Annotated in this window: 20 protein-coding genes and 1 pseudogene; 15 read left to right on the forward strand and 6 right to left on the reverse strand. The window is 73.7% G+C overall.

What is annotated here, in order from left to right; all coding sequences use genetic code 11:
• Nucleotides 1–36 precede the first annotated feature (36 nt).
• Nucleotides 37–834, reverse strand: coding sequence for a DUF4097 family beta strand repeat-containing protein (locus ACSMXO_RS09350; RefSeq protein ID WP_455417400.1), 798 nt, complete (start codon nt 832–834; stop codon nt 37–39).
• 140 nt (nt 835–974) lie between these two features.
• Nucleotides 975–1,487 (reverse strand): toxin-antitoxin system HicB family antitoxin, encoded by a 513-nt coding sequence (locus ACSMXO_RS09355; protein WP_346256008.1) that lies wholly within the window; start codon nt 1,485–1,487, stop codon nt 975–977.
• 228 nt (nt 1,488–1,715) lie between these two features.
• Between ACSMXO_RS09355 and thyX the strand changes: the two genes are divergently transcribed.
• From thyX to ACSMXO_RS09380, 5 genes are all read left to right on the forward strand, one after another.
• Entirely contained in the window at nt 1,716–2,459 is a 744-nt protein-coding gene (thyX, locus tag ACSMXO_RS09360; protein WP_346256304.1) for an FAD-dependent thymidylate synthase, read from the forward strand.
• A 46-nt stretch (nt 2,460–2,505) separates the two neighbouring features.
• Nucleotides 2,506–3,426 (forward strand): 4-hydroxy-tetrahydrodipicolinate synthase, encoded by a 921-nt coding sequence (dapA, locus tag ACSMXO_RS09365; protein ID WP_455417401.1) that lies wholly within the window; start codon nt 2,506–2,508, stop codon nt 3,424–3,426.
• Between the two features lie 67 nt (nt 3,427–3,493).
• Entirely contained in the window at nt 3,494–5,182 is a 1,689-nt protein-coding gene (locus tag ACSMXO_RS09370) for a ribonuclease J (protein ID WP_346256010.1), read from the forward strand.
• A gap of 250 nt (nt 5,183–5,432) precedes the next feature.
• On the forward strand, nt 5,433–7,088 hold the full coding sequence (locus ACSMXO_RS09375) for a S1 family peptidase (protein WP_455417402.1): 1,656 nt from the start codon (nt 5,433–5,435) through the stop codon (nt 7,086–7,088).
• Between the two features lie 143 nt (nt 7,089–7,231).
• A complete protein-coding gene (locus ACSMXO_RS09380) occupies nt 7,232–7,648 on the forward strand; it encodes a DUF2784 domain-containing protein (RefSeq protein WP_346256012.1) in 417 nt (138 codons plus the stop codon).
• Here the strand turns inward: ACSMXO_RS09380 and ACSMXO_RS09385 are convergent.
• Both ACSMXO_RS09385 and ACSMXO_RS09390 read right to left on the reverse strand, forming a co-directional pair.
• Nucleotides 7,590–9,278, reverse strand: coding sequence for a YbjN domain-containing protein (locus ACSMXO_RS09385; protein WP_455417403.1), 1,689 nt, complete (start codon nt 9,276–9,278; stop codon nt 7,590–7,592). The genes ACSMXO_RS09380 and ACSMXO_RS09385 overlap by 59 nt on opposite strands.
• Nucleotides 9,279–9,372: 94 nt before the next feature.
• A complete protein-coding gene (locus ACSMXO_RS09390) occupies nt 9,373–9,831 on the reverse strand; it encodes a YbjN domain-containing protein (protein WP_455417404.1) in 459 nt (152 codons plus the stop codon).
• Nucleotides 9,832–10,016: 185 nt separating this feature from the next.
• Here ACSMXO_RS09390 and ACSMXO_RS09395 point away from each other — a divergent pair, with 185 nt between their 5' ends.
• The 10 genes and pseudogenes from ACSMXO_RS09395 to pspM all read left to right on the forward strand — a co-directional run bounded on the left by ACSMXO_RS09395 (nt 10,017) and on the right by pspM (nt 20,930).
• The gene (locus ACSMXO_RS09395) at nt 10,017–12,485 is read left to right on the forward strand and encodes a DNA translocase FtsK 4TM domain-containing protein (RefSeq protein WP_455417405.1); all 2,469 of its coding nucleotides are present in this window, start codon (nt 10,017–10,019) and stop codon (nt 12,483–12,485) included.
• Nucleotides 12,486–12,513: 28 nt separating this feature from the next.
• Nucleotides 12,514–13,227, forward strand: coding sequence for a helix-turn-helix transcriptional regulator (locus ACSMXO_RS09400; protein ID WP_455417406.1), 714 nt, complete (start codon nt 12,514–12,516; stop codon nt 13,225–13,227).
• A 32-nt stretch (nt 13,228–13,259) separates the two neighbouring features.
• On the forward strand, nt 13,260–13,832 hold the full coding sequence (locus ACSMXO_RS09405; protein ID WP_455417407.1) for a DUF3291 domain-containing protein: 573 nt from the start codon (nt 13,260–13,262) through the stop codon (nt 13,830–13,832).
• Nucleotides 13,833–13,860: 28 nt separating this feature from the next.
• The gene (locus ACSMXO_RS09410; RefSeq protein WP_455417408.1) at nt 13,861–14,820 is read left to right on the forward strand and encodes an ornithine cyclodeaminase family protein; all 960 of its coding nucleotides are present in this window, start codon (nt 13,861–13,863) and stop codon (nt 14,818–14,820) included.
• A 59-nt stretch (nt 14,821–14,879) separates the two neighbouring features.
• Nucleotides 14,880–16,391, forward strand: a complete 1,512-nt coding sequence (rimO, locus tag ACSMXO_RS09415; RefSeq protein WP_346256019.1) for a 30S ribosomal protein S12 methylthiotransferase RimO — start codon at nt 14,880–14,882, stop codon at nt 16,389–16,391.
• 220 nt (nt 16,392–16,611) lie between these two features.
• Complete coding sequence (gene pgsA / locus ACSMXO_RS09420) at nt 16,612–17,154, forward strand: CDP-diacylglycerol--glycerol-3-phosphate 3-phosphatidyltransferase (RefSeq protein ID WP_346256305.1); 543 nt, start codon at nt 16,612–16,614, stop codon at nt 17,152–17,154.
• A 96-nt stretch (nt 17,155–17,250) separates the two neighbouring features.
• Nucleotides 17,251–17,775 carry a CinA family protein gene (locus ACSMXO_RS09425; protein ID WP_346256020.1) on the forward strand — a complete coding sequence of 175 codons (525 nt, stop codon included), beginning with the start codon at nt 17,251–17,253 and terminating at the stop codon, nt 17,773–17,775.
• Between the two features lie 365 nt (nt 17,776–18,140).
• Nucleotides 18,141–18,413: pseudogene (locus ACSMXO_RS09430) on the forward strand (helix-turn-helix domain-containing protein); the annotation flags it as partial.
• Nucleotides 18,414–19,154: 741 nt separating this feature from the next.
• Nucleotides 19,155–20,018: a PspA/IM30 family protein gene (locus ACSMXO_RS09435; RefSeq protein WP_455417409.1), complete on the forward strand. Its 864-nt coding sequence runs from the start codon at nt 19,155–19,157 to the stop codon at nt 20,016–20,018.
• A gap of 132 nt (nt 20,019–20,150) precedes the next feature.
• Nucleotides 20,151–20,930, forward strand: coding sequence for a phage shock envelope stress response protein PspM (gene pspM, locus ACSMXO_RS09440; RefSeq protein ID WP_346256022.1), 780 nt, complete (start codon nt 20,151–20,153; stop codon nt 20,928–20,930).
• Between the two features lie 41 nt (nt 20,931–20,971).
• On the opposite strand, the gene ACSMXO_RS09445 is transcribed toward pspM, so the two are convergent.
• Both ACSMXO_RS09445 and ACSMXO_RS09450 read right to left on the reverse strand, forming a co-directional pair.
• Nucleotides 20,972–24,631, reverse strand: coding sequence for a multicopper oxidase domain-containing protein (locus ACSMXO_RS09445; RefSeq protein ID WP_455417410.1), 3,660 nt, complete (start codon nt 24,629–24,631; stop codon nt 20,972–20,974).
• Between the two features lie 313 nt (nt 24,632–24,944).
• Nucleotides 24,945–25,775 (reverse strand): DNA-formamidopyrimidine glycosylase family protein, encoded by an 831-nt coding sequence (locus tag ACSMXO_RS09450; RefSeq protein WP_346256024.1) that lies wholly within the window; start codon nt 25,773–25,775, stop codon nt 24,945–24,947.
• Between the last annotated feature and the right edge of the window lie 71 nt (nt 25,776–25,846).

The raw sequence follows: 25,846 nt of genomic DNA on the forward strand, positions 1-25,846 counted from the left end.
TCGGCCACCGGGCCCGAGGCCGGTGCGGCGGGCCGGTCAGGCCGCCCGGCGTACCTCGATGTCGCCGCTCACCGTACGTATTTCGAGGCTCAGGTCGGGGCCGCCGGCGACGACGGGTGCGGTGCCCACGTCCAGCCCGTTGCGGGTGGTGCCGGAGATGGTGTTGAGGTCGAGCCAGACCCCGGTGCCGGGGCGTACCCCGATGCCCACGTCGCCGGAGGCGGTCCCGATCCGCACCCGGCCGCGCCGGGTCGCCCCGACGCGTACGGCGCCGGAGGCGGTCTTGATCTCGACGGCGTCCGCGGCGTCGGAGATGTCGACGTTCCCGGAGGAGAGCCGGGCCCGGAGCGGTCCGCCGACCTGCCGGGCGACGAGGGCGCCGGAGGCACCCTTGACCTCCAGCCGGCCGTCGACCCGGGACACCTCGATGTCGCCGCTCGCCGTGTCGACGTCGGCGTCGCCGGTGACATGCTCGATCTCGATGTCGCCGGACGCCGAGCCGACGGTCAGTTCGGCGTAGCGGCCCCGGCAGCGGACGTCGGCAGAGGCGACCTTGATCCGCCCGGAACTGTCCAGCGGGACGCGGACCAGCACGCGTACTCCGCCGAAGCGGAGCCGGAACAGCCCGCCGGCCCGGTCGGGGACGACCACCGACAGCACGTCCCCGTCCAACCCGACCTGGGTACGCGCGGCCTGCTCACGGGATCCGGCGCTGCCGTCGTACGGGCGTACGTCGACGACGACCGAGTCGCGGTCCTCGGCGACCATCTCGAAGACGCCGGCCGGCAGGTCGGCGGTGACGGTGACCGGTGCGGTACGGGGAAACTCGTGCATGGCTCCTCCAAGCGGAAGTCTCGGGTGGCGGATGCGGGCCGGTTGCCCGGCACACGGGCGTCGCCCCGGGCTGGGTGATGCCGGGGCGATGGTCGGGGCGGCCGGGCTGGCCGGCGCGCCCGGGGCGGCGGTCGGGGTGGTCAGGCCTGGGCCCAGCCGGTGATCCGGCGGCTGGACCCCCGGCCGGCCCGGCCGGTCGGCGGCGGGGCGGCGCCCGGCACGGCGGCGGCGACCGCCCGGACCAGCCAGGCGTTCACCGAGATGCCCTCGGCGGTGGCGGCCCGCTCCACGGCGTCCTTCAGGGTGTCCGGCAGCCGCAGGGTGATCCGGGCGACGTCACCGGGCGGCTCGGTCGGCGGAGGCGGTGCTGGCGGTGGGCCGGGAGCCGCCGTCGCGGGCTGCTGCTCCGGTGTCTCCCGGTGCACCACCAGGTCCGCTTCCCGGGCGCGCAGTCGCACCTCGACCGTCGGCCCGTCGAGCTTGGCGGTGATCTCGGCGGTCGCGTCGGCGAGCACCTCCAGCAGGCAGAGCCGGGCAGAGATGTCGAGCGAGCCGGCGAGCAGTTCTGCCGCCCGGCTGATCTCCGGGCCGCCCGGTGCGGCGGCGGCGGCGAGGTCGCGGCGCAGCGCGGCCAGATAGGGAGCCAGGTCCATGACGTCACTATGACATCGAAGTGACGTCACTCGCAAGCGTCAGTGTGACGGCATCTTGACGGCTCAGGCTGTCGTTCGTCGTTCGCGCCGCCGGTGCCGGCTTCTCCTCGGCACCCCGAGGGACCCGTTTCGGGTGGTGCTGCAGGGGCGGCGGCGCTCGGGCATCGACGCCGACAGGGGGTCGTCGGGATGACGCCGGAGGCGACTAGAGTCCGAGGAATGCCGGAGATGGTTGCCCCCCAGGTCAAGGTCATCGCGTGGACGCACTTCGAGCCGCCGGAGGACGTACCGTGGTCGACCGACGCGGACGGCGGCCAGGCGCTGGCCGAGTTCGCCGGCCGGGCCTGCTACCAGTCGTGGCGCAAGCCCAACCCGGCCACCGCGACCAACGCGGGTTACCTCGCGCACATCCTGGAGAGCCAGCACCTCTCGGTGCTGGAACACGGCACCGTGACGTTCTACTTCACCGGCGTGTCCCGCTCGTTCACCCACGAACTGGTACGCCACCGGCACTTCTCCTACTCCCAGCTCTCCCAGCGGTACGTGCCGGAGCGCGAGGCCGCCATGGTGGAGCCCTCGGTGATCGCCGAGGACGCCGAGCTGCACAAGCGGTTCGTGGAGGCGAGCGAGGCGAGCCTGCGGGCCTACAACGACCTGCTGGAGGGGCTGGAGCGGCGCTTCGCCGACGTCGAGAACCCGACACTGCGCCGCAAGCAGGCCCGACAGGCCGCCCGGGCGGTGCTGCCGAACGCCACCGAGACCCGCATCGTGGTCACCGGCAACTACCGCGCCTGGCGGCACTTCGTGGCGATGCGGGCCACCGAGGGCGCCGACGTCGAGATTCGTGAGCTGGCCGTCGAGTGCCTGCGGCAGCTCCAGCGCGTCGCGCCGAACGTCTTCGCCGACTTCACCATCAGCGCGCTACCGGACGGCACCGAGATCGCCACCAGCCCGTACGCCCAGTTGTCCTGAACCCTTCCCCGCCGGTCGGGCGGCGGCAGTCCGATAGGTTGTTCGCATGACCCACCACCCTGACAACGCCGGTCGGGCGGCACCCCGCCCGTTCGGGCGCCTGCTCACCGCGATGGTGACCCCGTTCACCCCGGACGGCTCGCTGGATCTCGACGGCGCGGCCCGGCTCGCGGCCTACCTGGTGGACGAGCAGGGCAACGACGCGCTGGTCGTGAACGGGACCACCGGCGAGTCGCCGACCACCACCGACGCGGAGAAGGAGCGGCTGATCCGCACGGTGGTCGAGGCGGTGGGTGACCGGGCCCAGGTGGTCGCCGGGGTCGGCACCAACGACACCCGGCACACCATCGAGCTGGCCGGCGCCGCCGAGAAGGCCGGGGCGCACGGGTTGCTGGTGGTCACGCCGTACTACAACAAGCCGCCGCAGGCCGGGCTGGTCCGGCACTTCACCGCGGTGGCCGACGCCAGCGCGCTGCCGGTGATGCTCTACGACATCCCGCACCGCAGCGGCGTGCCGATCGCCACCGAGACCCTGCTGCGGCTCGCCGACCACGAGCGGATCGTCGCGGTGAAGGACGCCAAGGGCGACCTGATCGCCAGCTCGGTGGTGACCGGCCGGACCGACCTGGCCTACTACTCCGGCGAGGACGCGTTGACGCTGCCCGCCCTGGCGATCGGCGGGGTCGGCCTGGTCGGCACCTCGACCCACCTGACCGGGGCGCTCACCAAGCAGATGATCGAGGCGTACGACCGGGGTGCCACCGCCGAGGCGTTGGCCCTGCACCGGCGGCTGCTGCCGCTGTTCACCGGGATCTTCCGCACCCAGGGCACCATCCTGGTCAAGGCGGCACTTGCCGCCCGGGGCCTGCCCGCCGGGCCGGTACGCCCGCCGCTGGTGGAGGCCACCTCCGACGAGATGGCCCAGTTGCGGACGGACTGCGCCGAAGCCGGGCTGGAGTTGCCGTGAGCGGGGGCAGGGACAGCGGTGGGAGGCGGGTGTCTGGTGACGGCACGGAGCGAAGCGGAGTGCCCGCATGAGTCAGCCGGGAATTGAGCTGGAGCTGCCGCCGGAGCTGCCCGAGGGCGGGCTCCGGATCGTGCCGCTGGGCGGCCTCGGCGCCATCGGGCGGAACATGACCGTCTTCGAGTACGACGGCAAGCTGCTGATCGTCGACTGCGGGGTGCTCTTCCCCGACGTCGAGCAGCCCGGCGTCGACCTGATCCTGCCGGACTTCGCGCCGATCCTGGACCGGCTCGCCGACGTACAGGCGATCGTGCTCACGCACGGGCACGAGGACCACATCGGGGCGGTGCCTTACCTACTGGCCCACAAACCGGACATCCCGCTGGTCGGCTCGCAGTTCACCCTCGCCCTGGTCGAGGCGAAGCTGGCCGAGCGGCGGATCGAGCCGTACACGCTGACGGTGCGGGAGGGCGGCCGGGAGCGGCTCGGCCCCTTCGAGTGCGAGTTCTTCGCGGTCAACCACTCGATCCCGGACGCCCTCGCGGTGGCCATCCGGACCCCGGCCGGGCTGGTGCTGCACACCGGCGACTTCAAGATGGACCAACTCCCGCTGGACGGCCGGGTCACCGACCTGGCCGGCTTCGCCCGGCTCGGCGCGGAAGGCGTCGACCTGCTCCTCTCCGACTCGACCAACGCCGAGATCCCCGGTTTCGTCAGCTCGGAGCGGGAGATCGGGCCGGTACTCGACTCGATCTTCGCCAAGGCGCGCGGCCGGATCATCGTGGCCTCGTTCGCCTCGCACGTGCACCGGGTGCAGCAGGTGCTGGACTCCGCCGCCGAGCACGGCCGGAAGGTCACCTTCATCGGCCGGTCGATGGTCCGCAACATGGGCATCGCCCGCGACCTCGGGCTGCTGCGCATCGAGCCCGGCCTGGTCGTCGGGCTGGACGAGGCGACGGCGCTGCCGCCGGACCAGATCGTGCTGATGTCGACCGGTTCGCAGGGCGAGCCGATGAGCGCGCTGGGCCGGATGGCCACCGGCGACCACCGGCACATCACGGTCGCCCCCGGCGACACGGTGGTGCTGGCCAGCTCGCTGGTGCCGGGCAACGAGACCTCGGTCTACCGGGTGATCAACCAGCTCTGCCGGGCCGGCGCGACCGTGATCCACAAGGACGTGGCAAAAGTGCACGTCTCCGGACACGCCCCGGCCGGTGAACTGCTCTACCTGCTCAACGTCGTCCGGCCGAGCAACCTGATGCCGGTGCACGGCGAGTGGCGGCACCTGCGGGCGCACGCCCGGCTCGGCATCGAGTCCGGGGTCGCCGCCGACCGCGTGGTGCTCTGCGAGGACGGCGACGTCGTGGACCTGGTCGAGGGGCACGCCCGGGTGGTCGGTCACCTCAAGAGCCGGTACGTCTACGTCGACGGCCTCGCGGTCGGCGACGTCGGCGAATCGCTCCTCACCGAGCGGCGCATCCTCGGCGACGGCGGGTTCATCTCGGCGACCGTGGTGGTCGACTCGGTCACCGGCAAGGTGGTCGGCGGTCCCACCGTCTCCGCCAAGGGCTTCTCGGACGACCCCGACGCGTTCAACCCGGTGATCCCGCTGATCACCGAGGCGCTGGGCCGGGCCGCCACCGAGGGCATCACCGACCCGCACCAGTTGCAGCAGATCGTCCGCCGTACGGTCGGCCGCTGGGTGAACGACGCGTACCGGCGCCGTCCGATGATCGTCCCGACCGTGGTCGAGGTCTGATCGGATCCACGGCGCCGACCGGCGTCTGCGAGTTTGCCGGGCCAGGCCCTTCCGTGCGGAGAGCGTGCGGGAGGGCCAGCGTGCGGAAGGGCCGTTGCGCCCCGGTCGCCGCCGTTCCAGGTGATACGGACGGGAGCCGCTTCCGGTTCAGTCGATCGGCTGTGAGATTGCCCATCACCGATCCGTTCATCGGCGGCCGCGTGCCGGCCGTACCTTCCCGCGGGCTGCCCGATGGTGAAGGAGGCGATCGATGGATCGCGGACGCGCGACGCGGAGCCGGCGAGGCACGGTCAGTCGGCGGAGTACGGCACAGCGACGGGGAATCGCGATCGGGGTGACGGTGGCGACCGTCGCCGGTCTGGCGGCGGTGACCTGGCCGGCGCTGGCCGGGGAGGACCCGCCGCGATCGGAGCCGACGCCCGCCGGCCCGGCCCGACAGCTCGTCGACGCGCTGCGCCGGGACCTGTCGCTGACCGAGGCCCAGGCGCGGGCCCGGCTGGACCGGGAGCAGTGGGCTCGCGGGACCACCCAGCGGCTGCGTACCGAACTCGGGGCCGGATACGGCGGCACCTGGCTTGCTGCCGACGGCAACCAGCTGATGGTGGCGGTGACCGACCAGGCGGCTGCCGCCCGGGTACGCGCCGCCGGAGCCGAACCGAAGCTGGTCACCCGGAACGCCCGGCAGCTCGACACGGTCAAGGCGAGTCTCGACCGGATCGCCGATGACGCGACCCCGGACGTCGCCGGCTGGTACGTCGACGTGTCGAACAACCGCGTCGTGGTACGCGCCCAGCCCGGTACCGAGGCCGCCGTGCGGCGGTTCGTACAGGCCAGTGGCGCCCCGGCGAACGCGGTCGAGGTGGTCGCCTCGGCCGAGGCGCCGGTGCCGCTGATCGACGTACGCGGCGGTGACCCGTACGTGATCGACGACCGCGCCCGGTGCTCGATCGGCTTCTCCGTCGTCGGCGGATTCGTCACCGCCGGCCACTGTGGAGCGCCAGGCGCCACCACCAACAGCCCGGACGGGGTCGCCCAGGGTGTCGTCTCGGCCTCCTCGTTCCCCGGCGACGACTGGGGCGTGGTGGAGACCAACGACGACTGGGTCCCGCAGCCGGTGGTCAACGACTTCGACGGCGGAACGATCGCGGTCGCCGGTGGGCAGGAGGCACCGGTCGGCAGCTCGATCTGCCGCTTCGGCGCCACCACCGGCGCCCGGTGCGGTGTCGTCGAGGCGCTGAACGCCACCGTGGTCTACCCGGAGGGCACGGTCACCGGGCTCACCCGGACGAACGTCTGCGCCGAGCCGGGCGACTCCGGCGGCTCCTGGATGTCCGGTGACCAGGCCCAGGGGGTCACCTCGGGCGGCTCCGGCGACTGCACGGTGGGTGGCATCACCTTCTTCCAGCCGCTGACCGAGATCCTTGAGGTCAACCAGCTCACCCTGGTCACCACCGCGAACGGGCCGACGGCGCCCCCGGCCGACCCGCCGGCGACCACCGACCCGCCGGCCGCGACGGAACCGCCCGCCGCGACGGAACCGCCGGCTGCGACCGAGCCGCCGGCCGCGACCGAGCCGCCGAGCCCGCCGCCGGGTTCCGAGTGCGCCGAGCACAAGGCGCTGAAGGCCGCCACCCTCGGGGCCGGGCGTCGTCAGGTGCAGCCCGCCGGTCGCTACTTCCGGGCTGGACACGGTCGGCAGGTCGGCTGTCTGGACGGGCCGTCCGGGGCCAACTTCGACCTGGTACTCCAGAGGTGGAGCCGGGGCGGCTGGCGTACCGTCGCCGTCTCCGCCGGGCCGACCGCGGACGAGCAGATCTCCTACCGCGGCAGCGCCGGCTTCTACCGCTACCGGGTGGAGTCCCGGCGCGGCTCCGGCACCTACACCCTCGGCTTCTCGCTGCGCTGAGTGGTGGCCGACCTGCACTGAGCGGCGACTCGCACTGAGGTAGCCGGGCGCCGAGACGATCCGAGAGCGCCGGCCGGCGGGCTGAGTATTCGTACCCGGTCCGCCGGCCGCCCGGCTGGGTAGCCTTTGCCCGGGAGGCGGCGATGGGTTACCGGTTGTTGATCATGCTGGTCCTGGTGCTGCACTTCGGCTTCCTGGCCTATCTGGTGCTCGGCGGGTTCCTCGCCTGGCGCTGGCCGAGGACGGTCTGGCTGCATCTCGGTGCCGCCGCCTGGGGCGTGCTGGTGACCACCGCCCAACTGGTCTGTCCGCTGACCTATCTCGAACACTGGGCGCGGCGCCGAGCCGGCGAACCCGGCGTCGGGCAGGGCTTCATCGACCGCTACGTCGAGGGCGTGATCTATCCCGAGCGGTACGCCGCGCTCGCCCAGGCACTGGTCGCGGTGCTGATCCTGGTCTCCTGGCTCGGCCTGTCCCAGCGGCTGGGTCTGTTTCGGGGGCTCAGGGCAGCGCGGCCACCGCGGCCGCGAAGGCGGCTCCGCTGGCGAGGGTCGCGTTGACCAGTACGGCGAGCTGACCGGCGGCGACGCCGTGCTCCAGGTCGGTGCTGACGTCGCCGGCCAGCACCAGTTCCCCCGCCCCGAGATCCAGGACGTACGCCTTGGGCAGCAGTTGCTCGTGGTTCCAGGCGTTGCAGAACTCGTACGCCTGCCCGAGCCGGTCCGCCGGCAGCCGGCGCTCGGCAGTCACCCTGGCGTGCAGGATCTCACCCCGCTCACCCAACCGCTGGAACTCGATCAGCGCGTCGCCCCACCGGCCGCCGACCGTGCCCGCCGGACCGAGTACGTGCTGGTCCGCCCGGTCCCGCAGCACGTCCACGATCGCCGCCACGGTCAGCGGCCCGACCACCGCGAGCCCGTCGCCCCGGTCCCGGCACCCCGCCGGCACCGGCTCCACTACCGTTTCCGGCTCCACTGCCGTTTCCGGCTCGGGTTCGATCGCCGTTTCCGGCTCGGGATCGATTGCTCGTTCGGGCTCGTCCACCGGCTCGGGTTCGATTGCTCGTTCGGGCTCGTCCACCGGCTCGGGCGGCAGGCGTAGCGGGCCGGGCAGCGGGCGTTCGGCCAGCCAGGAGGCGATCCGGCCGGACTGGTGGCTCGTCCCGTTGCGGGCGTCGAACCGGCCCGCCAGGTCCTCGGCGGTGGCGGTGAGCTCGGTGCCGAGCGCGGTGACGGTCAGCTCGGCGGCGTGCCGCCCGGCGTACCCGGGGCGGCGGATCAGGTGTCGCCCGAAGCCGGCCGGGCCGGCCAGTCGGCAGAGCAGCGCCCCGGCGGCGGCGAACTCCAGCGCGGACGCCTCGTCGTAGGGGCGGTCCAACTCGGGCAGGTGCCGGGCGAGGATCTCCAGTCCGCGATCGTAGTGACCGGTGAGTGCGCAGAACCGCAGGTGGTCGGCGAGGAACGGAAACCCTGCCCGCTCCCGCCGGTGCCGCCGGTAGGCGCGTACGTGTGCGTCGGCGGCCTCGTCGTACCGGCCGAGCCGCAGGTACGCCAACTGGATCGTGCCGAGCGCCCGCTCCGGCTGGTCGGGGCAGCGCAGCGTGCCGGCGAGCACCGGCTCGACCAACTCGACCGCCTCGGTCCACCGGCCCCAGCCGGTCAGCAGCCTCGCCTGCTCGGCCGGCTCGCAGGCGACGCAGCCACTCCACTCGGCACGGGGCGCGGCCCGCCAGCGCACCAGCCACCGTCGGGCGGTCGACTCGGCGCCGACGTGGTCGGCGATCTGGCAGCGCAGGGCGTACGCCGGCCCGCAGCTCTGCCCGGCCGCCCCGAGCCGCCGCTCCAGGTCGTCGAGGGCGGCCCCGGCGCGGGTCAGCCCGATCCGGGAGGTGCCGCAGAGCGCGGCCACCGCCTCCCGGTGGTAGCCGTGCAGCAGGGCGGCGTCGGTGGCGTCGAGCGTCCCCGGTGCCCGGTCGACGACGTCCAGACACCATCGGACCGGCGGGAGCATCCGCCACGGTTCGACCTGCCGGTGCACCTCGACCAGGGCCAGCCGGGCCGCGACGCCGAGCCGGACGTCCCCGCCGGCGTCGGCGTGCGCGACGATCCGGTCCAGTTCGGCGACCTTGGCCGCGTCGTCCGGCCGGTCCCGGGCGTCTGCCAGCGCGGCGAACAACTCGTCGCGGGTCACGCGGCCGCCGCGTGGGGTCGGGTCATGGACGGGTCTCGCTTTCACGGGGTCGGGCCGGTTTCACGGGGTCGGGACGGGCCGCCGGTGAGTTTACTCAGCGTCGCAGCTCCGCCACGGCAGCGCACATCTGCCGGCCGGTCGAGATGCCGCAGTCGAGCAACTGGTCGAGCTGCCGCACCGTGACCCCACACTCCAGGTCGGTGACCACCTCACCGCAGACCCGGGCGCTGCCGTCGTCGTTGACCTGCACGAACGCCTTCGGCCAGAGCCGGTCGCGGTTCCAGGTGTTGCAGAACGCGTACAGGACGGGCACGTCGTCGACCGAGAACCGGCTCGCCGCCATCGTGCGGACCTGGAGCACCTCGCCGGCCCGGAGGAAGTAGACCAGGTTGCCGTCCCAGCTACCGACCAGGTCACCGTCCGGGTCGGTGTAGCAGGTGTGGCCCCGGCCGCCGAGCACCGTGCCGAGGAGTTCGTCGGTCAGCGGTCGCAGCCGTTCCGGCCGGCCGCCGCCGGGCCGGTCCGAGGCGGCCACGAAGTCCGGTACGGGCATGCGGGGTCCCTCCTGGACGGCTCCGGCTCCGCCCGTGATGGTAGGACCACGGCCGCCGGTACCGGGCCGGGCCGGGGTCGCCGGGGTGCGGGCGGTGGGTGTCGGGTGTGATCCGCAAGGTAGCTGGTCAGACACGACGCGCAAAAGCGGGGAATCCTCAGCGTGCGCCGCTAACGTGTGAACTTATGGCGGGCCGTGCCTCCTCTCAGGCGAACCGGCGCCGGAGCGGGTCCACGACCCGCACCGGCGGTACTCGGGCGGGCAACACCCGGGCGCGGCAGCCGGCCCGGGGCCGGGCCGCCGCACGCCGGCCGACCCGGACCAGTCCGGCGGCGTACGTCGGCCGGGCGCTCGGGGCGACCTGGATGGGGCTGGCGCACGGCGTCGGCTGGGCGATGCGGGCGGCCGGCCGGCAGGCGGCGACCGCCCGCGACCTCGACCCGGAGCATCGCCGGGACGGTGCCGGTCTGTTCCTGCTCGGCCTGGCGATCCTCAGCGCCGTGGCGGTCTGGTTCTCCTCGGCCGGGCCGCTCGGCGGCCGACTCGCCGACACCATCCGGCTGTTCTTCGGCGCGATCTCGATCGTGCTGCCGATCCTGCTGCTGATCGGGTCGGTCAGGCTGATGCGCGCGCCCGCCGAGCCGGAGCACCGGGGCCGGGGATTGGTCGGCTGGACCGCGCTGATCGTCGGCACGGCGGCGCTGCTGCACATCGGACAGCATCCGGCCGACAACACCGAGCGGGACTACGCCGGTGGCCTGATCGGGGCCGGCGTCGGCGGCCCGCTGGAGAGCGCGGTCAGCGCCTGGGTCGCCGTACCGCTGCTGGTGCTGCTGCTGCTCTTCGGGCTGCTGGTGGTGACCGCGACCCCGATCAACAAGGTGCCGGAGCGGCTCGGGCTGCTCGCCGGTGCGGTGCTCGGCCGGCCGGAGTCCGAGGAGGACTCCGAGCCCGAGTCGAGGCGCGGCTCCGAGGGCCGACGGCCGCGCCGCCGACCGTCGCCGCTGCCCGGCCCGGCCGACGAGGACGAGCCCGGCTACGAGATCGACACTCCGGCGCACGAGACCGTTCCGCTGCCGCGCAAGCCGAAGGGCAAGGTACCGGCCGCCCGGAAGGCACCGGAGCCGCCGGAGCACTCCCCGGCACCGACCCGGGCGGAGCAGTTGGCGATCACCGGGCTGGCCGGCGACTACACGCTGCCGCCGGCCAACCTGCTGCGTCCCGGCGGTGCGCCGAAGACCCGCAGCCGGGCCAACGACGAGGTGATCGCCGCGCTGACCGGAGTCTTCGACCAGTTCGACGTGGACGCGGCGGTGACCGGCTTCACCCGGGGGCCGACCGTCACCCGGTACGAGGTCGAGCTCGGGCACGGCGTGAAGGTCGAGCGGATCACCCAGCTCTCCCGCAACATCGCGTACGCGGTCAAGTCGCCGGACGTGCGGATCCTCAGTCCGATTCCGGGCAAGAGCGCGGTCGGAGTGGAGATCCCGAACAGCGACCGGGAGGACGTGGCGCTCGGCGACGTGCTTCGGTCCAGGGCGGCGGCGAGTGACCACCACCCGATGCTGGTGGCGCTCGGCAAGGACATCGAGGGCGGCTTCGTGGTGGCCAACCTCGCCAAGATGCCGCACATCCTCATCGCCGGCGCCACCGGTGCCGGCAAGAGTTCATGTCTGAATAGTCTACTTGTGTCCATTTTGACCCGCGCGACCCCGGACGAGGTGCGGCTGCTGCTGATCGACCCGAAGCGGGTCGAGATGACCAACTACGAGGGGATCCCGCACCTGGTCACCCCGATCGTGACCAACCCGAAGAAGGCGGCGGACTCGCTGGACTGGGTGGTCCGCGAGATGGACATGCGCTACGACGACCTGGCCGCCGCCGGGGTACGCCACATCGACGACTACAACCGCAAGGTCCGGGCCGGTCAGATCAAGCCGCCACCGGGCAGCGAGCGGGAGATCCGGCCCTACCCGTACCTGCTGGTGATCGTGGACGAGCTGGCCGACCTGATGATGGTGGCGCCGCGCGACGTGGAGGACTCCGTCGTCCGGATCACCCAGCTCGCCCGGGCCGCCGGCATCCACCTGGTGCTGGCCACCCAGCGCCCGTCGGTCGACGTGGTGACCGGTCTGATCAAGGCGAACGTGCCGTCCCGGCTCGCCTTCGCCACCTCGTCCCTGGCCGACTCCCGGGTCATCCTCGACCAGCCGGGCGCGGAGAAGCTGATCGGCCGGGGCGACGGCCTGTTCCTCCCGATGGGCGCCTCCAAGCCGGTACGCATCCAGGGCGCCTGGGTCACCGAGGGTGAGATCAACGACATCGTCAAGTTCTGCAAGGAGCAGCGGGAGCCGGAGTTCCGGCCCGACGTGCTCGCTCCGGCGCAGGACACCAAGAAGAAGGTCGACGAGGACATCGGCGACGACCTCGACCTGCTGGTGCAGGCGATCGAGCTGGTGGTCACCTCGCAATTCGGCTCGACCTCGATGCTCCAGCGCAAGCTGCGGGTCGGCTTCGCCAAGGCGGGCCGGCTGATGGACCTGATGGAGACCCGGGGCATCGTCGGGCCGTCCGAGGGCTCGAAGGCCCGGGACGTGCTGGTCAAGCCGGACGAGCTGGAGGAGGCGCTGGCGGCGCTCCGCCCGGACGACTGACCGGGGAGGCTCGCCCTACCCTGGGAGGGTGGCGAGTCTGGACGATCTGGAACCGGGCCTCGACGCCGTCTCCGTACTGGTCGATCCGGTGCGGCGGGCGGCGTACCGGGTGGTGGCAGCCGGGGCGGGGCCGGTCGGCCGGGACGAGGTGGCCGCCGAGGTCGGCATCGGGCGTACTCTCGCCGCCTTCCACCTGGACAAGCTGGTCGACGCCGGGCTGCTGACCGTGTCCCTGGCGCGCCGGTCCGGCCGTTCGGGTCCGGGTGCCGGCCGTCCGGCGAAGCTCTACCGGCGGGCGCCGGGGGAGCACGTGGTCAGCGTGCCGCCCCGGGCGTACCGGCTGGGTGCGGAGCTGCTCGCCGAGACCGTGGTGCGGCTCGGCGGGGAGGAGGCCCTCTTCGAGGTGGCCGCCGAGCGGGGCCGGCAGGCCGGCCGGGCGGTCGGGCCGGGCGCGGAGCTGCTCGACGTGCTGCACGCCCAGGGGTACGAGCCGGTGCCGGACGGCGCCGACATCCGGCTGCGCAACTGCCCGTTCCACCAGCTCGCCGGGGACTATCCGCCGGCCGTCTGCGGGATGAACCTGGCCCTGCTGACCGGGCTGCTGACCGGGGCGGACCGGCCGGGTTGGCGGGCCCGGCTCGATCCCCGGCCCGGACTCTGCTGCGTGCTGCTGGAGCGCACCGAGGACACCCGGCAGCCGCCCGAAGACAAACCGGCGTCTTCTAAAGACAATGGGGATTGACAAAGAGATTCGCCGGCTGGTTCGCTGCGGACATGGCCTTTCACCTTGCCCAACTCAACATCGCCCGGCTGCGCGCGCCGATGGACGACCCGCTGATGGCCGACTTCGTCGCCGACCTGCCGACGCTGAACGGGCTCGCCGACACCTCCCCGGGATTCGTCTGGCGGCTGCGCGACGAGGACGGTGGTGGCGACGACGCCACCGCGCTGCGCCCGTTCGGGCCGGACGTACTGGTCAACCTCACGGTCTGGGAGTCGGTGCCGGCGCTGCGGGACTACGCCTACCGCAGCCCGCACCTGGAGTCGCTGCGCCGCCGCCGGGAGTGGTTCCATCCGGCCGGCGCCGATCCGCACCTGGTGCTCTGGTGGCTGCCGGCCGGCGAGCTGCCGACCCTGGCCGACGCCTGGGCCCGGCTGGACCGGCTCGCCCGCACCGGCCCGACCCCGGACGCATTCACCCTCCGGCACCCCTTCCCGGCACCGGAGCCGGGGTCACGTCCGGAATCGGGGTCACGCCCGGAGCCGGGATCGCGTCCGGAGCCGGTGGCATCTCCCGAGCCGGCGACACAGCCGGAGCCCGGCGCCGCGAACCGGTGGTTGACCTGAACCGCGGTTGAAGTATCAGAATCCGCTGATGACCCAGTTCATCACCGACGCCGAGGTGGCGGCCCGGCTGGACCCGGCAACGGCGGTACGGGCGATCCGGGACGCGCTGCTGGCGGCGCACCGGGGCCGGCTCGTCGCCCCGCCCCGGGTGGCCGCGCCGCTGGCCGGCGGCCGGCTGGTCTTCACCGCCGGGCAGCTCTCTGGCGAGTGGTACGGCTTCCGCTCGTACGACACCTTCGGGCATGCCGAGGGCGAACAGGTGGTGGCCCTGCACGAGGCCGGTACCGGGCGGGTCCGGGCGATCGCGGTCGGCGAGGAGATCGGGTCCCGGCGTACCGGGGCGCTCGGCGGGGTGGCGGTGGACGCGCTCGCCCGGCCGGACGCGGCCACGCTGGGAGTGGTCGGTGCCGGTGGCCAGGCGTGGGCGCAGGTCTGGGCGATCGCGGCGGTACGCCGGCTGCGGGAGGTCACCGTCTTCTGTCGTACCCCGGCCGGGCGGGAGAAGTTCGCCGCCCGGGTCCGGGCCGAACTGGACATCCCGGCCCGGGCGGTCTGCACCGCCCCGGAGGCGGTACGCGACCGCGACGTGGTGGTGCTCGCCACCACCAGCCCCACACCGGTGATCTCGGCCGCCGACCTGAGCCCCGGCAGTCACCTCAACACCATCGGCCACAAGCAGGTGGGCCGGGCGGAGTTCGGCCCCGACCTGCTGGACCGGGCGGATCTGCTGGTCACCGACTCGCTGGCCCAGGCCGGCGGGTACGACCCGCCGATGCTCGGCACCGTCGGGGCGTACGCCGGGCGGTTGCGGGCGCTGGGCGCGGTGCTGGCCGGCGCGCTCCCCGGCCGGACCACGGCGGACCAGGTGACCGTCTTCTGCTCGGTCGGCCTGGCCGGCAGCGAGGCGTTCCTGCTCGACCGGCTGACCCGGCCGGCGGCCGAGCCGGCCGGCGCGGTGCCGCCGGCTCGGGGTGCCGGGCCGGGGTGACGCGCCCGCGCGGGGGCAGCCGCCGTGGCCGGGCCGTCCAGCCGTCCCGGTAGGCTCGGATGGTGTCTGCCACTTCCCCCTCCTCGACCGCCGGCCGCCGGGTCGCGCTGCTCACCCTCGGCTGTGCCCGTAACGAGGTCGACTCGGAGGAGTTGGCCGCCCGGCTGCACGCCGACGGCTGGCAGGTGACCACCGACGGCGAGGGTGCCGACGTGGTGCTCGTCAACACCTGCGGCTTCGTGGAGAAGGCCAAGCAGGACTCGATCCAGACGTTGCTCGCCGCCGCCGACACCGGGGCCAAGGTCGTGGCGGCGGGCTGCATGGCCGAGCGGTACGGCCGGGAGCTCGCCGACGGCATGCCCGAGGCCGGTGCGGTGCTCAGCTTCGACGACTATCCCGACATCTCGGCCCGGCTCGACGATGTGCTGGCCGGCAAGCAGCTCCCCGCGCACACTCCCCGGGACCGGCGCGAACTGCTGCCGCTGACCCCGGTGGCCCGGCAGGGCGGAGCGGTGGTGGTGCCGGGGCACGGCGGGACCGCCACCCGGCCTGCCGGCGGCACGCTGGTGGCCGACGAGCACACTCCCGCGCACCTGCGCCCGGTGCTGCGGCACCGGCTCGACTCCGGTCCGGTCGCCTCGCTGAAGCTGGCCAGTGGCTGCGACCGGCGTTGCGCGTTCTGCGCCATCCCGACGTTCCGCGGCGCCTTCGTCTCGCGTACCCCGGACGAGCTGCTCGCCGAGGCGGAGTGGCTGGCCCGTTCGGGTGTCCGGGAGCTGGTACTGGTCAGCGAGAACTCCACCTCGTACGGCAAGGACCTCGGCGACCCCCGGCTGCTGGAGAAGCTGCTGCCGCAGCTCGCCGCGGTCGACGGCATCGTCCGGGTCCGGGCCAGCTACCTGCAACCGGCGGAGACCCGACCAGGACTGGTCGAGGTGATCGCCACCACACCGGGCGTGGCGCCCTACTTCGACCTCTCGTTCCAGCACTCCAGCGAGGCGGTGTTGCGCCGGATGCGCCGGTTCGGCTCGACCGACCGGTTCCTCGAACTGCTCGCGTCGGTGCGGGAGTTCGCCCCCGACGCCGGGGCCCGGAGCAACGTGATCGTCGGCTTCCCCGGCGAGACCCGGGCGGACGTGAAGGAGTTGGAGCGCTTCCTCACCGACGCCCGGCTGGACGCGATCGGCGTCTTCGACTACAGCGACGAGGACGGCACCGAGGCCGCCGGCCTGCCCGGCAAGGTGTCGCCGGCCACGGTCAAGCGCCGCTACGACCGGCTCTCCGCGCTCGCCGACGAGCTCTGCTCGCAGCGCGCCGAGGAGCGGCTTGGCGCGGCCGTGGAGGTGCTGGTCGACTCGGTGCACGGCGGTGTGGTGGAGGGCCGGGCGGCCCACCAGGCACCGGAGGTGGACGGCTCGACCACCCTGGTCGCCCCGATCGGAGGCGGGGTCGACCTGGCCGCGTTACGCCCGGGCGACCTGGTCCGGGCCAGGGTCACCGGCACCGAGGGCGTGGACCTGGTGGCCGTACCGGAGGAGATGGTGTCGGCGGCGCCGCGTGGGGCGGGGTGACCAGGGTGGCAGTGACGGTCCCGTCGGGGGCGTACCGCCGGTGCGCCGGCCTCGGCGGCGGGACGCCGTCGTGACCGAGGCGGCGGATCCGGTACCGGGCCCGCCGGTGCCGGCCGGCACGGTCGGCTCCGGGGCGGGCCGGGGTGGCGGGGGTGCCGAGCCGGGCCGGGCGGCGGCGGCCGTCGATCCGGCGCCCTCCGGTCGGGTCGGTCCGGTCCCGGTGGTCAACGCCGCCAACGGGCTCACCGCGCTCCGGCTGGCGCTGGTACCGGTCTTCGTCGGGCTGGTGATCAGCTCCGGGATGGTGCACTCCGGCTGGCGGGTGGCCGCCTGCCTGACCTTCGCCGTCGCCTCGGTGACGGATCTGGTCGACGGCTGGATCGCCCGGCGCTGGGCGCTGGTCACCTCGTTCGGCAAGGTGGCCGACCCGATCGCCGACAAGGCGCTGACCGGCACCGCTCTGGTCTTACTGTCCTGGTATGACCGTATCCCCGGGTGGATCACCGTACTCATCCTGGTCCGCGAGTTCGGCATCACGCTGATGCGGTTCTGGGTGATCAGGTATGGCGTCATCGCGGCCAGCCGGGGCGGCAAGGCCAAGACCGCCGTCCAGATCCTGGCCATCGTCTGGTATCTCTGGCCGGTGCCGGAGAGCGTGACCTGGGTCGGGCCCTGGATCCTCGGCGTCGCCGTGGTGGTGACCGTGCTGACCGGGCTCGACTACGTGGTCCGGGCCCTGCGGCTGCGGCGCGCCGCGCCCTGACGGCGTGCCGGACACGCATCCGCTCGACCGGCCACGAACAGTGCGACGGGCTACAGATCGACACGCGACAGACACCGCCTGACCGGAGGAGGATCGATGGACGACCCGGCACGGGCAGCCGACAACGGGGCCGCGGCGGTCGTACACGCGCTCGTCGACCGGGGCGCCACCCTGGCAGTGGTGGAGTCGCTCACCGGTGGCCTGCTGGCCGCCACGATCGTCGACATCGCCGGGGTCAGCAGCGTGTTCCGGGGCGGCCTGGTGGTGTACGCGACCGAGTTGAAGTCGTCGCTGGTGGGCGTACCGGCCGAACTGCTCGCCGAGCGGGGCGCGGTCGACCCGGAGGTGGCGGTGGCGCTGGCCGAGGGGGGCCGGGCGCGCTGCGGCGCTGACTGGTGTCTCGCCACCACCGGGGTCGCCGGCCCGGAGCCGCAGGACGGCAAGCCGGTCGGGCTCGTCTTCGTGGCGGCGGCCGGACCCTCCGGCACCGTCGTACGCCGACTCGACCTCGACGGCAACCGGCTGCGGATCCGGATCGGGGCGGTGAGCGGCGCCCTGCACCTGCTCGCCGAGCGGCTGCACGCCGAGGCCGACGAGAGCCCGGTCGACGGCGAGTGCTGATTTCCACTCGTCTGCCGGCGGGTTGCTCCGGCCGGATGTCCCGGGTCGGCACCCGGCCGGTACGGCAGCCGACCGGTTGTCACCAGCACTGATCCCCTCCTGCCGGGCTGGCCGGTGCCGGTGCGGGGGTGCCGGCGGACGGGCGGGGAGGAGGAGCGGAGTGGCGGGGCGGGATGTCGTCGGCGGCCGCACCGGGTACGGTTGCGGGAAGGCTCGGGCAGTCGACGTCGCGGTCACCGCCGCAGCGCGGCCGGATCGACGCCGCGTGTCGCGGCGAGGTCGATTCCGCCGTATCGCGGCGGGGTCGAGGTGACGGCGCCGGTCCGACGTCCGGGAGGATCCGAGCCCGCGACACGGGAGGTGCGATGGTCCTGCTACGCCGGGTGATCGGTGACGCGCTACGGGCGCGTCGGCAGGGGCAGCACCGGACCCTGCGCGAGGTCTCCTCCGCCGCCAACGTCAGCCTGGGCTACCTCTCCGAGATCGAGCGGGGCCAGAAGGAAGCGTCGAGCGAACTGCTGGCCGCCATCTGCGACGCGCTGGGTGCCCGGCTCTCCGAACTGCTCCGCGACGTGAGTGACACCGTCGAGGTGGCCGAGGGGCTGCCCGGGGTGCTGGTGCCGGTCCAGGAGAGCCCGGTATCCGGGCGGGACGGGGCGAGGCGCCCGGACTCCGGCGGACCGGCCGAGCAGGCCGCGCGGGCCGCGTCGAGGTACCCGGAACCGGTCCGGCAGTCCGGCACGGCAGAGCCGGCCCGCCAGCCGGCCACCGCCGAGCCCGTACGCCAGCCCCGCACCGCCGAGCCGGCCCGGCAGGCCGCGGCGGCCGAACCGGCCCGCACCGAGCCCGCCGCGCAGTCGGCGCGGGTCGAGGCGTCCCTGGTCGGGCCGGCGCTGGCCGACCGGGCCCTGCGTACCCTCGCCGAGGGCGGCGTGCACCAGCTCGGCGCCGAGCCGGTACGGCAGATCGCGTCCGATGGCACCGTTTCGGTGACGGTACGGCAGGAATCGCCGCTCAAGGCGACCCTGCGGACCACCCGCCGGATCCGCCCGACCGCCAGCCCCGACCGGGACGTCGTCTGCGTCGGCTGACTCCACCCGACCGAGCACCCGGCCCCGCCCGGGCCTTCCGCCGCGTCGGCTGACCGGCCCGGGCATCGACTGACCGGCGCGTCAGGGCGCACGGCGTCGCTGAAGGTGTGGCTCGCCGGGGCCTACCGCGTTACGGTGGGCCCCTAGCGGCATATCCGGTGGATATCCCCCTGAGGTCGTATGCCGGGGTGGCGCGATCCTGGGACGATGGAGATCCTGTCGCGCGGGCGCCTTCCTGGGCCGGCAGACACGGCCACCGGACTGATGACACTGAGGGGATACCGGGAGATGGCGAACCCGTTCGTCAAGGGCTGGCGCTACATGATGGCGCTGTTCGGCGCCAAGATCGATGAGTACGCCGATCCCAAGGTGCAGATCCAGCAGGCCATCGAGGAGGCGCAGCGCCAGCACCAGGCGCTGGTCCAGCAGGCCGCGGCGGTCATCGGCAACCAGCGCCAGCTGGAGATGCGGCTGTCCCGGCAGATGTCCGAGGTCGAGCGGTTGCAGGGGATGGCCCGCCAGGCGCTGGTGCTCGCCGACCGGGCCCGGGCCGCCGGTGACGAGACCGAGGCGACGAAATACGAGCAGAGTGCGCAGACCGTCGCCACCCAGCTCGTCGCCGCCGAGCAGTCGACCGAGGATCTCAAGACCCTGCACGACCAGGCGATCGGTGCCGCCGCCCAGGCGCGCCGGGCGGTCGAGAACAACTCGATGATCCTCCAGCAGAAGCTGGCCGAGCGGGCCAAGCTGCTCAGCCAGCTTGAGCAGGCCAAGATGCAGGAGAGCGTGGCCAAGTCGCTGGAGTCGATGTCCGCGCTCGCCGCGCCGGGCAACACCCCCTCGCTCGACGAGGTGCGGGACCGGATCGAACGACGCTACGCCAACGCGATGGGCCGGGCCGAGCTGGCCGGCAACTCCGTCGAGGGCCGGATGCTGGAGATCCAGAAGTCCACCCTCGACCTGGCCGGCGCGTCCCGGCTGGAGCAGATCCGGTCCAGCATGGCCGGCGAGAAGCTGGCCGGCGGGACCACCAGCCCGGCGGTCGAGCCGGCGGCTCCGGCAGCCGACCCGGCCGGGGTGGCCCGGCTGGACGAGATCCGGGCCAGCATGGGCCGGGACAAGCAGGCCGGCGGCGGCAGCGCCGCCGGCTGAGCCGGCGCGATCCGGCGAACGCGGGATGCCGCCGGCTCTGGCCGGCGGCCATAGGGCGCCGGCCAGAGCCGGCGGCCATAGGGGGAGCGGAGCCGCCGGCCGGACCGGCGGCCGTCGGGGAGTGAGGTCGAGATGGCGGATCTGCGAACCCGCCACCTGCGCCGGCTGCGGAGCCTGCGCCGGTCGGTGCGGCGGTGGAGCGTGCTCGCGGGTGGCCTCGGCGGGGCGGCGGCGATCCTTACCCCCTACCAGGGGCTGGGACTGCCGGACGCGGCCTGGGCGGCGGCGGCCGGCGGTTCGGTGATGCTCGCCGTCTGGCGCTGGGCGGACCTCCGCGCGCTGGCCGCGCAGCCGGTGCCGCCGGCTCCCGAGCCGGTCTCCCCGGAACAGGTCCGCGCCCGGCTGGTCGCCGCGGTCGAGCGGCTGCCCGCCGGGCGTCAGGCCCTCGCCGAGGTACGCCGGCAGCGCGCCCGGGTCGCCCTGCGCGGCTCGTCCGCGGCCGAGCCGTGGGCCCGGCTGGATCAGGCGGCCACGACGATGGCGGGGCTCGCCGGCCGGCTGACCGGTCCCGCCGGCCCGGCCGTGCTGGAGGCGGCCGTGGCGGAGCAGTCGCTTCGGGACCTTGCCGAACGGGTGGCCAGTGTGGACCGGGCGGTACGGGTGGCTCCGGCCGAGACCCGGGCCGAGCTGGATGCCGCGCACCGGCACCTGACCGTGCAGCTCGACAGCGGTGTGTCGGCGTACGAGCGGCTGGTGGCGGCGGCGGCGCGTTTCGTGGCCGAGGACGGCCGCGAGTACGACGACAACTCCTCGGTGACCCGGCTCACCGAGGCGACCGACCTGCTCCGGGGCGTGGCCGCTGGCCTGGCGGACCTGCGCTCCCGTACCGGCCCGACCCAGGCGATGTCCTGACGGCGCCGGTCGTCGTGCCACCGGGCCGGGCCGGTGAGGCGTCAGGCCGGCGTACGGATCGAGACCGAGCGGCTGACCACGGAGGTGCCGGCGGCGTTGCCGGCCTGGATGCGGTAGTGGTAGACGGTGTCGCGGGCCAGCCCGGTGTCGGTGAACGAGCGGGCCGCGCCCGGCACCGGCAACGTCGCCACCCCGGTGGTGAAGCCGGAGTCGGTGGCCCGGTGCAGTCTGAATCCGCCGACCACGCTGGTCAGCGGGACGGCCCAGCTCAGCACCACGCTGACCCCGCGCTGGCCACCGGCCACACCGTCGAGCGTCACCGCGAGGTCGGTCGGGGCCGCCGGCACCGCCGGGGTGACCACAGTGGAGACGTTCGACCACGGTGACGTGGCGCCGAGATAGCAGGTGCGGACCCGGTAGTAGTAGGTGGTGTCCGGAGCGACCCGTGGGTCCGGGCAGCTTCCGGTGACCGGGACGGTACTGGTGACCAGCCCGCTGGTGAAGGTCGGGTTGGTGGCCCGTTGCAGGTCCACCGTGGTGGCGAAGGACCGGTTCACCCAACCCCGGTTGACCCGCAGCGGCGGCCCGCTCGCCACCGTGGCGACCAGCCCGGTCGGCGGCCGTAGCTGCACCATCGCGCTGGCCGGGTTCGAGTACGCCGAGTGGGCGACGCTGTTCTCCGCCCGGACCCGGTAGTAGTAGGTGCGCCCGGGGACGACGGTCGAGTCGACGTACCGGTTGTCGCCGGCCGGGACGGCGAAGGTGTGCCGGTCCCGGGTGAAGCCGGCGTCGGTGGCCCGCTGCACCAGGCTGCCGGTGGCCGGCGGTGCCGCCGTACCCGTGCCGGCCGGCGGCCGGGAGTTGTCCGTCCAGGCCAGCACGATCGCCGGGAGTACGGTCGCGGAGCCGGGTTCCGGCCTGGCGGCGAGCCCGGTCGGCGCGGCCGGCGAGAACCGCAGCACCATCGGCCGGGCCATCTGGGCGTCGGCGTGGCCGAGTAGCTGGCAGTGCCAGACGTACTCCCAACCGAAGTTGTGTACCCGGTTGGTCACCGCGGCCGGCTCGCCGGTCTCCGGGTTGACCTGGGTGTATCCGTCCGACGTCCCGGCCGCCCGGGTGGGGTCGTGCAGCCGGGTGCTGTCCGGGACGGTGAACGGCAGCGGCTCGGGCAGCGTCGGCCGGATCGCCACCACCGTCGCCTCGAACGGGTTCATCCGGACGGTGTCCTTCCAGCCGACCTCGTTCGGCTCCGGCGGCTTGATCGCCCCGTCCCGGCCGACCCGGTTGACGAGCTGGACGTTGACGTGGTGGAAGTGGATGGACTGGGTGTCCATCCCGTTGTGGGTGATCTTCCAGAGCTGGGTGTTGTCGCCGGGGGAGCCGACCGGGGCGGCCGGGTCGGAGGGGAGCAGCACCTCGGTCGGCGGGTCGATCCGGGTCAGCGGGATGGTGGTCTGGATCAGCGAGCTGGTCTTCGGCAGCTCGGTGCCGAGCAGGAAGTTCATCCGGCCGTACTCGGGGTCGAAGTCGGCCACGATCGCCTTGGGACGCAGCGGCAGGGTCACCGGCGTACCCCCGCCGTACGGGGTGAAGGTGATCGAGGTGTCGTCGATCGGGACGTACGTGTTCCGGGGCGTGGCGGTGCCGAACGCGGCGTCGTACGCCTTCTGCGGCACGATCGGCGGGGGCTGGCTCTCCCCGTACGCCCGGGGGAGCGCGACCCGGAGCCGGTCGGTGTCGAACGGCGGGGCCGGCGTGCCGACCACCTGGATCTGCATCAGGGTCCGGGTGTTCGGGCCGTAACCGGGCCGGGTGGTCGGCGGCCCGCCCGACGAGGTCCGGTCCGGGGCGCCGGTGTAGTGGTCGTTGCGCGGATCGAAGCCCGGCATCGGGGCCGGACAGTCGTTGTAGAGGATCAGGTTCGACCCGGGTGGCACGGACGAGAAGTCGACGACCACGTCGGCGCGCTCGCCGGGGGCGAGCAGCAGGGCGTGCTCGGTGACGCCCCGCACCGTCACGTCCCGTCGGTTGTACTGGTAGTTGATCGGCTGGCTGGGCAGCACCGCCACCGCCGGCAGCAGTCCGCCCTCGGAGCCGATCTGGATCCAGTCCGGTCCGGCCGCGTTCGGGTCGGGGACCCCGCCGCACCGGCCGTCGGTCGGCCAGGCCGGCGGGAAGTCCGGGTTCGGCCGGGCCGCGACCATCGGCACCTCGCCGGCGTCGCCGTCGCGCAGGGTGCCGTCCGGATGCCACATCGGCACGTTGGAGGCCGCGTAGTAGAGCTGGAGGTTCAGGCTGCGGTCGTTGCAGGCGTTGAGGATCCGGAACCGGTACGCCGCCGGCCGCAACCGCAGGTAGGGATAGGCGGCACCGTTGACCAGCGGGGTGTCCAGGAACGCGTCCGGCACCGCCGACGGGGCGGGGGTGCCGGGCTGGACCGGCGGCTGCCACGGCCGGTTGGCCGGGTCGTAGTACGGGTTCGGCGCCGCCCCGTGGGTGATCCCGGTGAACGGCGGCCAGAACCAGGGCCCGTAGTCCCACCGGCCCATCGGGTTCGTCCCCGACTCGTTGTAGGGGTTCTGGCTCGGCATGTAGACGTGCGGGAACCAGAGGCTGCCCGGGCCGCCCCAGCGGGCCACGTCCCAGGTCGGGTCCTCGGCGGCGAGCTGGGTCTCGTCCGGTACGAAGGTCTTGTCCTGGAGCACCAGCACGATCTCTTCGGCCGGCAGCACGCCGTCGTCGACGAGCTGCCGCTGCACCGGATCGTCCAGCCGGTAGAGGCCGACCTGTCCGGAATAGACGGTGAGCCGGGCGATCCCCTCCGCCTGGTCGTGGAACCAGAGCAGCCGGCCGCTCTGCTGGTTGGGGTAGTAGGCGGTGCTCGCCCCGGCGCCGGGATCGGGCATGTCCGGCACGCTGGCGTAGCCGGCGCCGCGCGGGTACGAGGTCGACTCGCCGGCCGGGGTCGTCCACTGTGCCGGGCCGCCGTTGCTGATCCACGGGGTACGCCCGCCGTGCAGGTGCACCGCCGACCGGTTCTGCGGATAGCGCTCGGTGCCGCCGAGCGGACCCGTACCGGCGCCCGGCAGGGTCGGGTCCACCGGCAGGAAGAGTGCACCCGCCTCGCCGACCGGCAGCCGGTTGACGTACTTGACCCGGACCGGACGGTCCCGCTGCGCCAGGATCAGCGGCCCGAGATGGTACGGCCGGAGCGGTGGGGCCACGGTGTTGTGCCCGGTGTCGTCGGTCCCGTTGTTGAGCTGCCGGTAGCCGCGCAGCCGGGTCGGCGGCAGGTCGGGGTGCAGTCGCTGGTGGTACTCCTGCACGCCGATCTCGTAGTAGTCGCAGCCCGGATAGGTGGTGGTGTCCGGCACCGCGACCGGGATCAGGTTGCCCAACTCGTTGGGGGTGTCGCCGGGCCGGGGCAGCGAGGTGACGAACTTCCGGATTCCGGTGCCCGGCGCCACCCGCCCGTCGGCGTCACAGACCGGCAGCGGACTGTACGCGAAGTTCGGCACGAAGCCGAAGTAGTCCGGTGGGGCGGTCGGGTCCAGGGTGGCCGCCGGCAGCGGATCGGTGCTGGTCCGGGCGGCCGGCACCACCGGCCCCGCCCGGCCGGTGCCGGTCTGCTCGCTGTTCCCGCCCTGCCGCCTGGCCTGCTCCGCCCGGGCCGCCCGGTTTGCCGCGAACCTCCTGAACATGACCGCACCCCTTCCCCGGGAAGATCAGCTCGACCGGATCGCTCCGTCCGCCAGCGCCCGAGTTCCGCGACCGGTCCGCCCCGGCCTGGGGAGTGAGCTGCTGACGATCCGTAAGCAGTCAACCGTGTACAGCCAGTGTTGGATACGGTCGCCAGCCTGGTGAGAGTGCCTCGACTTCGGATTGGCACACGACGGCGTCGTCCGGCCATCGGGGCTCACCGTCGGCCGGGCTCACCGTGGGTGCGCGGGATGGTCGGGCCGGGCCGGGGCCGGTCGGCACACGGCGGCGGGGGCGTCCGGGGGGTGCGGCTGATCAGTGCGTGGGGTGGCCGGGGCCGGTGGGGAGGCGCCGGCCGGGCTCGGGCTGGCAGACCGGGCACCAGTAGGTGACCCGCTCGTCCTGCTCCCGCTTCCGGATCGTCGCGCCGCACCGGCGGCACGGCTCGGCCCGGCGGCCGTAGACGTAGCTGGTCCGGCCCCGGTGCAGCGACCCGGTGGTGCTCTGTGTCCACCGCCCCCGGTTCGCCATCAGCAGCCGGTGCGCCAGCGCCACCATGCCCGGCAGGTCCGGCACCTCCCGGACCGGTGTCCACGGCGACACACCGCGCAGGAACAGCAGCTCGGACTTGTAGAGGTTGCCGATTCCGGCGAGATTGGTCTGGTCGAGCAGTGCCTCGGCGATGCTCCGGGCCGGCTGGGCGGCGAGCCGGCGTACCGCCTCGGCCGGGTCCCAGTCCTCCCCGAGGAGGTCGGGCCCGAGATGCCCGACCAGCGACGGTTCCTCGGCGGTCGGGACCAGGGCGAGATCGTGCAGGTGGTAGCCGACCGCCACCGCGTCGGCGGTACGCAGCACCACCCGGATGGTGTGCGCGGGGCGGGCCGCCCAGCGCTCCCCCGGGGCGTACGTCCGCCAGGCTCCGTCCATCCGCAGGTGGGAGTGGAGGGTGAGCCGCGCCTCGTCGTCCCGGGTGAGCAGCCGCAGCAGCAGGTGCTTGCCCCGCGCGGCGGACTCCAGCACGGTCGCGCCGGTCAGGTCGGCGGTGGCGAGTCGCGGCACCCGGAAGTCGGCGGCGGTCAGCCGGTCACCGGCCAGGGCACGGTGCAGCGCACGGGCGGTGTTCCACACGGTGTCGCCTTCGGGCACCCGTCCATCCTCCTCCAGCCGTACGCCCACCGGCCGCGCACGCGCCGATCTCCGCCGCAGGTCGTGAGCTG

The organism is Plantactinospora sp. DSM 117369 (assembly GCF_053764795.1).